We start from the raw sequence: 13,717 nt of genomic DNA, 5'->3' as shown, positions 1-13,717 counted from the left end.
CGGAAGGGATCGGGAATGCACCTGCAGGGCAGGCGAGTGCTCGTCACGGGCGGAGGGCGGGGCATCGGCCGCGGGATCGTCGATCGGCTCCTCGAGGAGGGCGCCCGCGTCGCGATCGTGCAGAGGGGCGACGTGGACGAGGTGCTGCGGGAGCACCCCCGCGTCGAGGCGCTGCGCGCCGACTTGACGGATCCGTCCGCCTACGCGGGGGTCGTCGCGGAGGTCGCGGAGCGGCTCGGCGGCATCGACGTGCTCGTCAACAACGCGGGCGCGATGTTCGAGCGGTCCGTGGCCGAGATCTCGCCCGACGAGTGGGATCTCATGGTCGCGCTGAACCTCCGCGCCCCGCTGTTCCTGACGCAGGCCGCGCTCCCCCACCTCCGCGACGGCGGCGGCGCGATCGTCAACATCGGGTCGATCGAGGGCATCGGCGCCAACCCGCAGCACGCGGCGTACAGCGCGACGAAGGCGGGGATCCACGGGATGACCCGCGCGCTCGCCGTGGACCTCGGCGCCGACGGGATCCGCTGCAACGCGATCGCACCGGGGTGGATCGACTCCGACCTCAGCGAGGCCTACCTCGCGGAGCTGCCGGACGGCGCCCGCGCCGCGCTCGACGCCCTGCACCCCGTGGGCCGCACCGGCCGGCCCCGCGACATCGGCGACGCCGTCGTGTTCCTCGCGAGCGACGCCTCCGCGTTCCTCACGGGCGAGGTCATCGTCGTCGACGGCGGACGCACCGCCCACCTCCCCCTGCCGAGCTGACCGGGATCCCGGCGTCCCCGTGTCGCCACGAACCGCCGGATCCTGGATCGCCCGACGTGCGATTCTGCGACCGGGAGATGATCGCCCTCGCCGGGTCTGCGAAACGGCGCGATCTGGCGCCTCCCGGCGTGCGTTTCTGCGACTCGGGCGCCGAGCCGTCCCTCCAGGTCGGCGAAACGGCCGGGACCGCCCCGCGGATCCCCCGAAAGCTCCGCTCATCCGGGATTTCTCGGCACTCGTTCAGGTCGCGCTCTTCCCTTCGCTCCTCGCCGGCGTTAAACTTGAGCCACACCAACTCAACTTTGACCCCAGGAGGAGACGCATGGCGACACAGCAGGTGCCGCAGCAGGACGAGCAGCAGAGCGCTCTCGAGCAGTTCGGCATCAACCTCACCGAGCAGGCCCGTAACGGCAAGCTCGACCCGGTGATCGGGCGCGACGGCGAGATCCGGCGCGTCAGCCAGGTGCTCACGCGCCGCACGAAGAACAACCCCGTGCTCATCGGCGAGCCCGGCGTCGGCAAGACCGCCGTCGTCGAGGGCCTCGCCCAGCGCATCGTCGCGGGCGACGTGGCCGAGAGCCTCAAGGGGCGCGAGCTCATCGCGCTCGACATCTCGGCGCTCGTGGCCGGCGCGATGTACCGCGGCCAGTTCGAGGAGCGTCTGAAGGCCGTGCTCAAGGAGATCGCCGACTCCGAGGGTCGCGTGATCACCTTCATCGACGAGCTGCACGTGCTCATGGGCGCGGGCGGCGGAGAGGGATCCGTCGCGGCCGCGAACATGCTCAAGCCCATGCTCGCGCGCGGCGAGCTGCGCATGATCGGCGCCACGACCCTCAACGAGTACCGCGAGTTCATCGAGAAGGACGCCGCGCTCGAGCGCCGCTTCCAGCAGGTGTACGTGGGCGAGCCGAGCGTCGAGGACACGATCGCGATCCTCCGCGGCCTCAAGCAGCGCTACGAGGCGCACCACAAGGTGACGATCAGCGACAGCGCGCTCGTCGCGGCCGCGTCGCTCTCGCACCGCTACATCCCCAGCCGCCAGCTGCCTGACAAGGCGATCGACCTCATCGACGAGGCCGCCAGCCGCCTGCGCATGGAGATCGACTCCGCCCCGCTCGAGATCGACGAGCTGAGCCGCCACGTCGACCGCCTCAAGCTCGAGGAGCTCGCCCTCAAGAAGGAGAAGGACGCCGCCTCGAAGGAGCGCCTCGCGACGCTGCGCGCGACCCTCGCCGAGCAGGAGGAGAAGCTCGCCGAGCTGCAGAAGCGCTGGGACGCCGAGCGCGACTCGCTGAACCGCGTCGGAGACCTCCGCACGCGCCTCGACGACCTGCGGGTCGACGCCGAGCGCGCGCAGCGGGAGGGGCGGCTGGAGAAGGCGTCGCGCCTGCTCTACGCCGAGATCCCCGCCCTCGAGCGAGAGCTCGCGGAGGCGGAGCAGGCCGAGCAGACGGGCGAGCGCATGGTCGGCGACCAGGTCACCGACGAGGACATCGCGAGCGTCATCGCGGCGTGGACGGGCATCCCCGTCGGGCGCCTCCTGCAGGGCGAGACGGAGAAGCTGCTGCACCTCGAGAGCGAGCTCGGCAAGCGCCTCATCGGCCAGCGCGAGGCCGTCGAGGCCGTCTCCGACGCCGTGCGCCGCTCGCGCGCCGGCATCAGCGACCCGAACCGGCCCACGGGTTCCTTCCTGTTCCTCGGTCCGACGGGCGTCGGCAAGACCGAGCTGGCGAAGTCGCTCGCGGAGTTCCTCTTCGACGACGAGCAGGCGATGATCCGCATCGACATGTCGGAGTACGGCGAGAAGCACTCGGTGAGCCGCCTCGTCGGCGCCCCTCCCGGGTACGTCGGCTACGACCAGGGCGGACAGCTGACCGAGGCCGTGCGTCGTCGCCCCTACTCGGTCGTGCTGCTCGACGAGGTCGAGAAGGCGCACCCCGAGGTGTTCGACGTGCTGCTGCAGGTCATGGACGACGGCCGCCTCACCGACGGCCAGGGGCGCACGGTCGACTTCAAGAACGTGATCCTCATCCTCACGTCGAACATCGGCTCGCCGATCCTCATCGACCCGACGCTGTCGCCCGACGACAAGCGCGAGCGCGTCATGACGCTCGTGAACAGCTCGTTCAAGCCCGAGTTCGTCAACCGCCTCGACGACATCGTCGTGTTCCACGCGCTGAGCCAGGACGACCTCGCGCAGATCGTCGAGCTGCAGGTGGATCAGCTGCAGCGCCGGCTCGCGGATCGTCGCCTCACGCTCGCGGTCACGCCCGACGCGCGCGCCTGGCTGTCGGAGCGCGGCTACGACCCGGTGTTCGGCGCCCGCCCCCTGCGCCGCCTCATCCAGAAGGAGATCCAGGACCGCCTCGCCCGGGCGATCCTCTCCGGAGGCGTGCGCGATGGCGATCTCGTCGCGGTCAACGTCTCGGCCGACCAGACCCAGCTCGTGCTCATGAGCGAGGGCCCGGCGGCCGTGCCGACGGACGACGACGAGCACGCGATCGAGGCCGTCATCGACGAGGACTGATCCCCTCTCCCCCTGCCCGCCCGCCCCGCCGAGATGTGACCTCGGCGGGGCGGGTGCGTAGTGTGGCGGGCAGATTGGGGGATCACATGACCGACAACGACCAGCCCGTGCGGCCCGAGGGACCGGGTGCGCCGGACCCGCAGAACCCGCCGTCGCACGACGACCCGACCATCGCCTTCGGGCAGCCCGCGCCGCAGGCCGAACAGCAGGATCCGGCGGCCGGGCAGCCCGCGGCCCCGCAGGACCCGCAGGCGGGCCAACCGCCGCAGGCCCCGCACGGTGAGCAGCAGGACCTGCCGCCGTACGCCCGCCAGCCCGAGCCGCCGCACGGCGATCCGTCCGTGTCGTTCGGCCAGCCCGCGGCGCCGACGCCGCCGGCCGAACAGCCCGCGCCGCAGGCCGAACAGCAGGATCCGGCGGCCGGGCAGCAGCCCGCGCAGGATCCGTACGCGGCGCCCTCCGCCCCGCAGGCCGACCCGTATGCGGCGCCGAGCGCCCCGCAGCCCGGCGGCGCGCCCGACGTGCCGCAGAGCCCGACGTTCCCGTGGGCGGCGCCCGGGCAGCAGGCGCCAGGCGGACAGACCCCGCCCTCGCACGACGACCCGGCCATCTCCTTCGGGGGCCCCGCCGCGTCGCAGGATCCGCAGCGCGGACAGGCGCCGGAGCCCTCGGCTCCGCAGGGCGGCGGGCAGGATCTGCCGCCGTACGCCCGCCAGCCTGAGCAGCCCGCGCCCGGCGGCGAGGCGCCAGACGCCGCGCCCGGCGGATCCGCCCCGGAGAACCCGTACGCCGCCCCGCAGCCTCCGCAGGACGCCCCGACCGTCGCGTTCGGCGACGTGCCGCCCGCGCCCGGCGGATCCGCCCCGCACGACGCGCCCACGGTCGCGTTCGGCGCGGCGCAGGGCGACGAGCAGCCGACCCAGGTGCTCGGCCAGCAGGCGAACGGCTACGGCCAGCCGCCCGCCGGGTCGTACGGCGCCCCGGGACAGCCGGATCAGGGCTCGCCCTACGGCGCTCCCCCGCAGGCGCCGCCGCCCGGCGGCTACGGCACTCCCCCCGGCGGTCCGGGCGGCCCCGGCGGCTACGGGAACCCTCCCGGCGGGCCGACCCCGCCGAAGAAGAAGGGCATGCCCTGGTGGGTGTGGCTGCTCATCATCGTCGGAGGACTCGCCGTGATCGGCGGCGGCGTCTTCGGCGCGATCGCCATCAGCCAGACGTTCACGACGCCCACCCCGAACCCGGAGCCGGGCCCCGTGGAGCCGGGCGACGACGCGGCGGACGACGCGGCCGAGGCTGGCGAGGAGGCGGGCGGCGAGCCCGCGACGGAGGCCGCCGAGGAGTCCGCGGACGACGGCGGCCAGACCGACCCGTCGACCGGAGGCGGCCCCTACGAGCTCACCGACACGGTGCCGTTCTCGTCTCAGCCGGTGTGGCAGTTCCCGGTTCCGAGCGGGTGGGACGTCACCGCGGCCGACGAGGAAGGGTGGAACGCCGCCGCGAGCCCCGACGGCGCGCAGTGCGTGTTCTCGTCGTACCAGGGCGTGTGGATGCAGGGCGACCAGAACGCGTCGACCGACTTCTCGGCGACCGAGGGCGACTTCCCGGTGATCCTGCAGGCGCTCGAGATCACGGATGCCGACGTCCAGTCCGGCCTCGGCTACGCGTCGATCGACTCGCCGGAGGGCGCGATCGACTTCCAGGTCTACGAGGTCTCGCACACGATGACGAGCGACGGCGAGCAGGTCGACCTCGACGAGCGCTTCTACGTGCGCAGCATGATGGACGCGAACTCGACGATGTTCCTGCGCGTGTCGTGCGGATCCGACGGCCTGACGGACGACATCGTCTCGCAGACCCTCGACGCGGCCAGCATCACCTACTGACCCGGTCGGGTCCCCAAGTCTTCGCGAAGTCCGCGCCCATTCGCACCGGACTTGACGAAGACTTGGGGACTCGTGGTTGCGCCGCCCGTACGGCGTCGTCGACCGGATGCGGGGCCGCGCTGCCGCTCCCACGGCGCACCCGCGAGATGGCCCCGCGCCCTCCTCGGAGGACGCGGGGCCGTCGGCGTACTCAGCGCTCGGCGCGCAGCGCCTCGCCGAGCTTCACGCGCGATCCCATCCGCAGCAGCGAGTTCTCGTAGATCTTCGCCGACAGGAGGATCACGACGAGGCAGGTCGCGAGCGAGATCGCGATCGAGGCGACCGGCTCCCACCAGTCGGCCTCGCCGAAGAACAGCCGGATCGGCATCGACACGGGGGCCGAGAACGGCACGTACGACATGATCGTCATGACCATCGGGTTCGTGCTGAAGACGATCACCATCATGTACGGGATGAGCACGAGCCACATGACGGGCATCGTCGACTGACCGATGTCCTCCTGGCGGGAGACCATCGCGCCCGTCGCGGCGTAGAGCGTCGAGATGAGCAGGAAGCCCGCCAGGAAGAACAGGGCGAACCAGAGCAGCGGCGTGCCCAGCCCCTGCAGGATGTCGGTCTGCCCCGTCACCACGAGCCCCACGGCGACGGCCACCGCGATGAGGACGATCTGCGCGAGCGCGAGGACCGTGTTGCCGAGCACCTTGCCGGCGAGCAGCGCCCTGGCGGGGATCGCCGTGATGAGGATCTCGATCACGCGCGTCTGCTTCTCCTCCACGACGCTCGTCGCGACCGGCAGGGCGAAGGTCATGCAGGCGGTCATGAAGATGACGCCGAAGGCGAGGCCCATCATGTAGCGCAGCGGGCTCCACCCGCCGTCGGGGTCGAGCAGCTCGACCGACGGCGACTGCGACAGCACCTCGAGGAGCACGCTCGGCGCCTCCGTGTCCGCGATGACGGCGAGACCGGTCGGCGAGGCGTCGTCGGGCAGCACGGCCGCCTCGACCTCGCCGTCGACGACCAGCTGCTCGGCCTCGTCGCGGCCGTCGACCGGGGTGACCTCGAAGCCGTCGACCTGCTCGAGCGTCTGGGCGGCCTCCCCCTGGGCGGCGACGGAGGTGGTGCTCTCCCCGCTGCTCACGAAGTGCATGACGATGATCGCGGCGAGGATGCCGAAGACGAAGATCGCCGTGGTGATGAGGAACGCCTTGCTGCGCAGCCGCGTCGTGACCTCGCGCTCGGCGACGAGCACGGCGCCCTGCGCGGTGCTGAGGGCGGTGGGCTGGGGATTCATCGGACGACCTCCTGGAAGATCTGGGCGAGAGAGGGACGCTGCCTGCCGAAGGCGGTCACGGGGGCGAGGTCGGACGCGCGGCGCAGCACGCGCTGCGCCGTCTCGGGGGCGTCGACCTCGAACACGGCCTGGCCGGCCGAGAAGTCGACGACGACGACGCCCGGCTCCTCCCGGAGCCATCCGGCGTCGCCCTCGGTCGCGATCTCGTAGCGGTCGGGCGAGTGCTCGTCGCGCAGCTGCTCGCGCGTGCCGCGTGCCGCGACGGATCCGCCGGCGATGATGACGAGGTCGTCGCAGAGGCGCTCGACGACGTCGAGCTGGTGCGACGAGAACAGCACGGAGGATCCGGCCGAGGCGTGCTCCTGCAGCACCTGCAGCACCGTCTCGACCGCCATGGGGTCGAGACCGCTGAAGGGCTCGTCGAGGATCAGCACCTTCGGCCCGTGCACGAGGGCCGCCGCGATCTGCGCGCGCTGCTGGTTGCCGAGCGACAGATCCTGCACGTCGTCGTTCAGGCGCTCGCCGAGGCCGAGGCGGTCGAGGATCTCCTCCGCCCTGCGGGTCGCCCCGCGCTTGTCGAAGCCGTGCAGGCGCGCGAGATAGGTGATCTGCTCGAGCACCTTCATCTTCGCGTAGAGGCCGCGCTCCTCCGGCATGTAGCCGAAGGTGCGGCGCGCATCCGGACCGAGGGGCGCGCCGTCGAGCGTCACCTCTCCCCCGTCGCGCGAGAGCAGACCGAGGATGATCCGCATAGTCGTGGTCTTGCCAGCGCCGTTGCCGCCGACGAATCCCGTGAGGCGGCCGGGCGCCACCTGGAACGACACGTCATCGAGGGCGAGGCGCTCGCCGAAGCGCTTGGTCACACCGCTGAGTTCGAGCATGCCTCCGACGCTACGGATCACCCGGCGGGCTCCGCATCCGCCGTGCGGCGGATCCTCGCGCCGCGGAGGCGGGTCCCCTCCCCCGCAGGGTGGAGGAGACCGACGTTGCCTTCTGTGTCATCCCGGTTTCCGGGCGGGAAGAGCGCGTGCCTATCGTGGGATCCCCACAGCAAGGAGCATCACATGTCCCGTCCCCTTCGTTCCCTCGCGGCGCTCGCCGCAGTCGGCGCCCTCGCCCTCGCTGGATGCGCCTCCGGATCCGACGACCCCGCCGCCTCCGAGGAGCTCGGCACCGAGGACCGTCCCGTCAAGATCGGCGTCGTCGGCAAGAGCGAGGCCTACTGGGGCGCGTTCGAGGAGGCCGCCGAGGCGGAGGACATCCACATCGAGCTCGTCGACTTCACCGAGTACACGCAGCCCAACCCCGCGCTCGCGGCGGGCGAGCTGGACATCAACAAGTTCCAGCACATCCTCTACCTCGCCGACCACAACGAGGCCGCGGGCGACGACCTGCAGCCCATCGGCGCGACCGAGATCTACCCCCTCGGCCTGTACTCCGATAAGTACGACTCCCCCGAGGACATCCCCGACGGCGAGACCGTCATCGTGCCGAACGACACGACCAACCAGGCGCGCGGCCTGCTCGTGCTGCAGTCGGCCGGGCTCATCTCGCTCGACGGCGGCGGCACCGCCTTCTCGACGCTCGAGGACATCGTCGAGGAGGACTCGCGCGTGTCGGTCGAGGCGCTCGACGCCTCGCTCGTCGGCACGTCGCTCCCCGACGTGGCGGCGGCGATCATCAACAACGACTTCCTCGACAACGCCGGCCTCACGGGCGAGGACGCGATCGCGCAGGACGACCCGTCCGACCCCGACGCCGTGCCGTACATCAACATCTTCGCGGTCAAGGCCGACGACGTCGACAACGAGGTGCTGAACAAGCTCGTCGAGATCTACCAGACCGACGAGAAGACCCTCGAGCTCGTGCAGGAGAGCGCGGGCGGCACGGCGGTCTTCGCGACTAACCCGGCCGAGGAGCTGCAGGAGGTCCTCGCCGACGTGCAGGCGGACATCCAGTCGGCCGGCTGACCGATCGACCACAATGGTGCGCGGGCGGATCCCATCCGCCCGCGCATCGTGCTGATCAGGCGGGAGCATCCATGGCGCACATCACGCTGTCCCACGTCTCGAAGACCTATCCCCCGCAGCGCAGGGGCGGATCCGCCGTGACGGCCGTCGACGACGTCTCGCTGACGGTCGACCGCGGCGAGGTGTTCGGCATCATCGGCTACTCGGGCGCCGGCAAGTCGACCCTCGTGCGGCTGATCAACGGCCTCGAGCCCGTGACGGGCGGATCCATCGAGGTCGACGGCACCGACCTCGTGACGCTGCCGGAGCGCCGGCTGCGCGCGGTGCGCCAGGGCATCGGCATGATCTTCCAGCGGTTCAACCTGCTGCGCTCCCGCACGATCGCGGGCAACGTCGCCTATCCGCTCGAGGTCGCCGGGGTGCCCCGCGCCGAGCGCCGCGCCCGCGTCGCGGAGATGCTCGACTTCGTGGGGCTCGCCGACAAGGCCGACGCCTATCCGGAGCAGCTCTCCGGCGGTCAGCAGCAGCGCGTCGGCATCGCCCGCGCGCTCGCGGCGCGCCCCGGCATCCTCCTCGCCGACGAGGCGACGAGCGCCCTCGACCCCGAGACGACCGACGAGGTGCTCGACCTGCTCGCGCGGGTCAACCAGGAGCTGGGCCTGACGATCGTCGTCATCACGCACGAGATGGACGTGATCGCCCGCATCGCGACCCGCGTCGCGGTGATGGAGAAGGGCCGCGTCGTCGAGACGGGCGACACGTACGACGTGTTCACGAACCCGCAGACCGACACGTCGCGCCGGTTCGTGCGCACGGTCGTCCGGGCTCTCCCCGAGGGCGACGCGCTCGCGACGCTGCGGGAGAAGACCGACGGACGGCTGTTCACGATCTCGTTCTCGGACGAGGGCGCGAGCGAGGCGCGCGTGTTCGGGGCGCTCGCCCGCGCGGGGGTCGACTTCCACCTCGTGCACGGCGGCGTCGACGACATCCAGGGTCGCGTGTACGGGCTGCTGACGATCGCGGTGCGCGGATCCGACGAGGCGGTGGCGAGCGCGCTCGCGGGCGTGGGCCCGGGCGTCACGGTGCAGGAGGTGGCGGCATGAGCGAGATCGTCGAGCAGGTCGGAGACATCTGGCCGACGCTGCTGGAGCAGACCGGCATCACCCTGTGGGTCGTGGCCCTGTCGCTGCTCATCGGCGGGTCCGCGGGCCTCGTCATCGGCACCGCCCTGACGGTCACGCGGCGCGGGGGGATCCGTCCGCAGCCGGTCGTGAACGCGGTGCTCGGGTTCCTCGTCAACACGTTCCGGCCGATCCCGTTCATCATCCTGCTCGCCGCGCTGCAGCCGCTCGCCCGCTACGTGATCGGCGTCGGCATCGGCAACCCCGCCGCGATCTTCGCGATCTCCGTGGCGGCGACGTTCGGCGTCGCGCGCATCGTCGAGCAGAACCTCGTGACGGTGGATCCGGGCGTCATCGAGGCGGCGCGCTCGACGGGCGCCGGCACGTGGCGGATCATCCTCACGGTGCTGCTGCCCGAGGGCCTCGGCCCGCTGCTGCTGGGCTACGCGTTCGCGACGATCGCGATCATCGACATGTCGGCGGTCGCGGGCATGATCGGCGGCACGGGCATCGGAAACTACGCGATCGCCTACGGCCACCGCCAGCAGGACTGGGTCGTGATCATCGCCGCGCTCGTGATGATCATCATCGTGACGCAGATCGTGCAGGGGCTCGGCAACTTCCTCGCCCGCCGGGTGCTGCGCCGCTGACGGCCGGGGCCGGGCGGGCTCGGTCGGGCTTGGCGGATCCCGGGGTCGGGTGCGTCGCCCGGGGCCTCCGGCTTGCGAGTGCTGCTCGGGGCTCTGGCTCGCGAGTGGCGCAGATCTTCGTGAGTGGCGCAGATGTTCGGCTGGTTTTCTGCGCCACTCGTGAGTTTCTGCGCCGCTCGCGGGCGGGGGTGGCCGGGCGCGGGCGGCGATCGCGGGCGTCGGCTCCTGCGCCGCCCGGCGGATCCGATCCGGCGCGGCGGGAATACCTCGGCCGCCGAAGTGCTTTCACGTGCATGGACACGAGCGTCGTGCCGTGTCCGCAGGCACTCTCAGGAGGTTCATCCGTGACCAGGATCGGGTACATCGTCGGTTCCATCGGCAGCCAGTCCCTCAACCGCCGCCTCATGGGCGCGCTCGTGCGCCTCGCGCCGGAGGGCGTCGAGCTCGTGGAGATCCCGATCAGGGACCTGCCGTTCTTCTCGACCGATCTCGAGGCCGACTTCCCGCAGGTCGCACGCGACTTCAAGAGCGCGATCGAGGGCGTCGACGGCGTCATCATCGCGACGCCCGAGTACAACCGCTCCATCCCGGGCGTGCTGAAGAACGCGATCGAGTGGGCGAGCCGTCCCTACGGCGACTTCTCGTTCGGCGGCACCCCCGTCGCGGTCATCGGGGCCTCCCCCGGCGGCATCGCGACGGCCGCCGCGCAGCAGCACCTCAAGGCCGTGCTCAGCCACGTGAACGCCATCGTCATGGGCCAGCCCGAGGGCTTCATCCAGATCACCCCCGGCCTCATCGACGACGAGGGCGAGATCTCGAACGAGGGCACGAAGCAGTTCCTCCAGGGCTACCTCGACGCGTTCCTCACGCTCGTGGGGCGCGTGCAGAAGGCGTACGCGGCCTGACGCGCGGATCCGGGCCGGCAGCCTCCGCGGCGTGCCGGCCCGGCGGCCCGCCGGAGTCCTCTCTCAGTCCCGGGCGGGCCAGCCCTCCTCCTCGGCGTCGGCGTACGGATCGTTCGCCTCGGGGTTGTCGTGGTCGGGCTCGGCGAAGAACGCCTCCGGGCCCTTCTCGGCGGCGACCGGCTCCATCCACATGAACTCGAGGATGTGGCCGTCGGGATCCGTCATCGAGATCTGCGTCATGAACCCCAGATCCTGCGGGGGCCTGTTCTCGCCGCCGCCCGACGCGAGCACCCGCTCTCGGGTCTCCGCGACGTGCTCCTTCGAGTCGCGGCTGAGCGCCGTCATCACCTGCACCCCCGTCTCGGGGCCCGCGATGGGGCGGTCGGTGAAGGTGGCGAAGTAGTCGGTGCGCAGGATCATGAAGAACACGTTCTCGTCCCACTGCACGCAGGCGGCGTTCTCGTCCGTGAACTCGGGCACGATCCGCGCGCCGAGCGCCGCGTAGAAGGCCTTCGAGCGCTCGAGGTCGGCGACCGGGAGGTTGACGAACACGCTGGTGGACATGGTGCGCTCCTTCTGGACGGGAACCGCTGCTCCTCACAGGATCGCGCGCGGGGGCCGCGGGATCAAGAGGCGAGGCACGCGGGGTCGCCCGGTCCGCGCCGGGGTCGCTGCGGAGGGGCGCTCTGCGGTCGGGGCGGGCGTTTCGTGCGCGGCGTGGTCTCATCGTGCTCCCGGTGCCGGTGCCCTCCTGCTCGCGAGTGCCGAGGCCCTCCTGCTCGGTCCTCCCCGCTCGCGAGTGGCGCAGGTTTTCGCGAGTGGCGCTGATACTCGGGGTGATTTCTGCGCCGCTCGCGAGTTTCTGCGCCGCTCGCGAGCCGGGGGCGGGGGCGTGACGACCGATGCCCGCGAGCCGGGGGCGGGGCGGGGTGACCGAGTGCCGTGAGCTACGGATCCGGGGCCCGCGAGCTGCGGGGCGTGGCGACCGATATCCGCGCGCCGGGTGCGCGGCGTGACCACTTACGGCCTCGTGCTGGGGGCACGGGGGCGCGACCGATGCCCGCGAGCCGGGTGCGTGGTGGGGCGACCGTGGGGCGGGCCCGCAAGCGGAGGATCCGGAACCGCGAGCCGGGGATCCCGGATCCGTCCCGCGGCGGAGGCGCGAGGGGCGGCCGCGCAATAGCGTGGAGGGCATGTCCGCTCCCCCGACCCAGGCCCCGGGCCGCGCCGCCCCGCTCTCGGATCCGCACGCGCTCGAACGCGAGGGCCCCGCGCCCGCGCAGCTGCGCAGCGACCTCTGGCTCGCGGCCGCGATCTTCGTGGGCGGATCCATCAGCGTCGTGCTGAGCGATCTCGCCCGGATCTACGACGGAGAGCACGCCGGTGTCGGGCGGGGCCTCCTGTACGTCGCGGGTCTCGCAGCGGCGCTGGCGTTCCGGCGCCGCTTCGTCATCGTCTCGGCGGTGGTCGCGAACCTCATCGTGGTCATCGGCACGGAGGCGATGGTTCCCGAGATCTACACGGGCCAGATCGCGATGTTCATGTCGGTCTATACGATCGGCGCCTGGGTGGCGAACCGGCAGCGGGCGACGCTCGCGCGGCTCGGCATCATCGTTGGGCTGCTCGTCTGGCTGTTCATCTCCACGATGCGGGCTGCGGCCGAGACCCCGCCGGAGGAGCTCGAGGGCGTCGCGGGAGCGATGTCGCCGCTCGTCGCGGGATTCTTCATCCAGTGGCTCGTCAATCTCGTCTTCTACACGGGCGCCTTCGTCATGGGGAACCGGGCCTACGACGCGGCGATCGACCGGCAGGCGCTCGCCGAGCGCACGCGCGAGCTCGAGGAGCAGCAGGAGCTGGCGTCGGCGCAGGCCGTCGCCCTCGACCGCGTGCGGATCGCGCGGGAGCTGCACGACGTCGTCGCCCATCACGTCTCCGCGATGGGCGTGCAGGCGGGAGCCGCTCGGGCGGTCATCGACGCGGATCCCGAGGCGTCGAAGCGCGCCCTGTCGGCCGTCGAGGGATCGGCGCGCGAGGCGATCGACGAGCTGCACCGGCTGCTCGACACGCTGCGCGGGGGAGAGGACGAGTCCGAGGCGCCCTCGACGGTGGGGCTCGGCAGCCTCGACCGGCTCGTGCGGGCGATGGACGCCGCGGGGATCCCGTCGACGCTGCGCGTGGTGGGGGATCCGGTCGCTGTCCCGGAGTTCGCGCAGGTGAACCTGTTCCGCATCGCCCAGGAGGCGATGACGAACGCGCGGCGCCACGGCGGCCCCGACATCACGGTCGACGTGCGACTCCGCTACGGCGCCGACGCGGTCGAGCTCGAGGTGACGAACACGGGGCGCGTCGTCGCGGGGTCGCGCCCGGGTCTCGGCACGCTCGGCATGCGCGAGCGGGCCACGTCGATGGGCGGTCGCCTCGAGGCCCGACCCCGCGAGGACGGCGGCTACCTCGTGCGCGTGAGCGTGCCGCTGGGGTGAGGGGCGGATCCGTGAGAGTGCCCTCGGCCGTCGCCAGCGTGGTGGGGGGGGGGGGGGCGCCGGGGGGGGGGGGGGGGGGGGGGGGGGGGGGGGGGGGGGGCCCCCCGCGCCCCCCCCCGCCCCCC

General features: G+C 72.1%; 11 protein-coding genes. 8 read left to right on the top strand and 3 right to left on the bottom strand.

Features of this window, described 5'->3' with window-relative positions; genetic code table 11:
* Positions 1 to 15 precede the first annotated feature (15 nt).
* The 3 genes from NHL53_RS07150 (at position 16) to NHL53_RS07140 (ending at position 5,175) form a co-directional block, all read left to right on the top strand.
* Positions 16 to 765 carry an SDR family NAD(P)-dependent oxidoreductase gene (locus NHL53_RS07150; RefSeq protein ID WP_433776170.1) on the top strand — a complete coding sequence of 250 codons (750 nt, stop codon included), beginning with the start codon at positions 16 to 18 and terminating at the stop codon, positions 763 to 765.
* A gap of 322 nt (positions 766 to 1,087) precedes the next feature.
* Positions 1,088 to 3,292, top strand: coding sequence for an ATP-dependent Clp protease ATP-binding subunit (locus tag NHL53_RS07145; RefSeq protein WP_433776169.1), 2,205 nt, complete (start codon positions 1,088 to 1,090; stop codon positions 3,290 to 3,292).
* Positions 3,293 to 3,378: 86 nt separating this feature from the next.
* Positions 3,379 to 5,175: a hypothetical protein gene (locus NHL53_RS07140; protein ID WP_433776168.1), complete on the top strand. Its 1,797-nt coding sequence runs from the start codon at positions 3,379 to 3,381 to the stop codon at positions 5,173 to 5,175.
* 190 nt (positions 5,176 to 5,365) lie between these two features.
* Here NHL53_RS07140 and NHL53_RS07135 read toward each other — a convergent pair whose 3' ends face one another.
* Both NHL53_RS07135 and NHL53_RS07130 read right to left on the bottom strand, forming a co-directional pair.
* Positions 5,366 to 6,466 (bottom strand): ABC transporter permease, encoded by a 1,101-nt coding sequence (locus NHL53_RS07135; protein WP_433776167.1) that lies wholly within the window; start codon positions 6,464 to 6,466, stop codon positions 5,366 to 5,368.
* Complete coding sequence (locus tag NHL53_RS07130; RefSeq protein WP_433776166.1) at positions 6,463 to 7,347, bottom strand: ABC transporter ATP-binding protein; 885 nt, start codon at positions 7,345 to 7,347, stop codon at positions 6,463 to 6,465. The genes NHL53_RS07135 and NHL53_RS07130 overlap by 4 nt, the downstream gene beginning before the upstream one ends.
* A gap of 183 nt (positions 7,348 to 7,530) precedes the next feature.
* Between NHL53_RS07130 and NHL53_RS07125 the strand changes: the two genes are divergently transcribed.
* From NHL53_RS07125 to NHL53_RS07110, 4 genes are all read left to right on the top strand, one after another.
* Positions 7,531 to 8,436 carry a MetQ/NlpA family ABC transporter substrate-binding protein gene (locus NHL53_RS07125; RefSeq protein WP_433776165.1) on the top strand — a complete coding sequence of 302 codons (906 nt, stop codon included), beginning with the start codon at positions 7,531 to 7,533 and terminating at the stop codon, positions 8,434 to 8,436.
* Positions 8,437 to 8,507: 71 nt separating this feature from the next.
* Positions 8,508 to 9,539 carry a methionine ABC transporter ATP-binding protein gene (locus tag NHL53_RS07120; protein WP_433776164.1) on the top strand — a complete coding sequence of 344 codons (1,032 nt, stop codon included), beginning with the start codon at positions 8,508 to 8,510 and terminating at the stop codon, positions 9,537 to 9,539.
* Entirely contained in the window at positions 9,536 to 10,207 is a 672-nt protein-coding gene (locus NHL53_RS07115; RefSeq protein WP_433776163.1) for a methionine ABC transporter permease, read from the top strand. Before NHL53_RS07120 ends, NHL53_RS07115 begins: the two co-directional genes overlap by 4 nt.
* 293 nt (positions 10,208 to 10,500) lie before the next feature.
* On the top strand, positions 10,501 to 11,112 hold the full coding sequence (locus NHL53_RS07110) for an NADPH-dependent FMN reductase (RefSeq protein ID WP_433776162.1): 612 nt from the start codon (positions 10,501 to 10,503) through the stop codon (positions 11,110 to 11,112).
* A 63-nt stretch (positions 11,113 to 11,175) separates the two neighbouring features.
* Here NHL53_RS07110 and NHL53_RS07105 read toward each other — a convergent pair whose 3' ends face one another.
* A complete protein-coding gene (locus NHL53_RS07105) occupies positions 11,176 to 11,676 on the bottom strand; it encodes a VOC family protein (RefSeq protein WP_433776161.1) in 501 nt (166 codons plus the stop codon).
* A 629-nt stretch (positions 11,677 to 12,305) separates the two neighbouring features.
* On the opposite strand from NHL53_RS07105, the gene NHL53_RS07100 reads away from it, so the two are divergent.
* Positions 12,306 to 13,592 (top strand): sensor histidine kinase, encoded by a 1,287-nt coding sequence (locus NHL53_RS07100; RefSeq protein ID WP_433776160.1) that lies wholly within the window; start codon positions 12,306 to 12,308, stop codon positions 13,590 to 13,592.
* Positions 13,593 to 13,717 lie beyond the last annotated feature (125 nt).

The sequence above is a fragment of the Microbacterium sp. gxy059 genome, assembly GCF_050958665.1.
Classification (GTDB): Bacteria; Actinomycetota; Actinomycetes; order Actinomycetales; family Microbacteriaceae; genus Microbacterium.
Note: the sequence above shows the minus strand (reverse complement) of the source record. Positions and strands in the feature narration are given on the sequence as shown.

What these genes read in the sequence shown, in the direction of transcription:
- NHL53_RS07150 (WP_433776170.1), top strand. Translation starts at nt 16, where the DNA reads ATGCACCTGCAGGGCAGGCGAGTGCTCGTCACGGGCGGAGGGCGGGGC.
- NHL53_RS07145 (WP_433776169.1), top strand. Translation starts at nt 1,088, where the DNA reads ATGGCGACACAGCAGGTGCCGCAGCAGGACGAGCAGCAGAGCGCTCTC.
- NHL53_RS07140 (WP_433776168.1), top strand. Translation starts at nt 3,379, where the DNA reads ATGACCGACAACGACCAGCCCGTGCGGCCCGAGGGACCGGGTGCGCCG.
- NHL53_RS07135 (WP_433776167.1), bottom strand. Translation starts at nt 6,466, where the DNA reads ATGAATCCCCAGCCCACCGCCCTCAGCACCGCGCAGGGCGCCGTGCTC.
- NHL53_RS07130 (WP_433776166.1), bottom strand. Translation starts at nt 7,347, where the DNA reads ATGCTCGAACTCAGCGGTGTGACCAAGCGCTTCGGCGAGCGCCTCGCC.
- NHL53_RS07125 (WP_433776165.1), top strand. Translation starts at nt 7,531, where the DNA reads ATGTCCCGTCCCCTTCGTTCCCTCGCGGCGCTCGCCGCAGTCGGCGCC.
- NHL53_RS07120 (WP_433776164.1), top strand. Translation starts at nt 8,508, where the DNA reads ATGGCGCACATCACGCTGTCCCACGTCTCGAAGACCTATCCCCCGCAG.
- NHL53_RS07115 (WP_433776163.1), top strand. Translation starts at nt 9,536, where the DNA reads ATGAGCGAGATCGTCGAGCAGGTCGGAGACATCTGGCCGACGCTGCTG.
- NHL53_RS07110 (WP_433776162.1), top strand. Translation starts at nt 10,501, where the DNA reads ATGGACACGAGCGTCGTGCCGTGTCCGCAGGCACTCTCAGGAGGTTCA.
- NHL53_RS07105 (WP_433776161.1), bottom strand. Translation starts at nt 11,676, where the DNA reads ATGTCCACCAGCGTGTTCGTCAACCTCCCGGTCGCCGACCTCGAGCGC.
- NHL53_RS07100 (WP_433776160.1), top strand. Translation starts at nt 12,306, where the DNA reads ATGTCCGCTCCCCCGACCCAGGCCCCGGGCCGCGCCGCCCCGCTCTCG.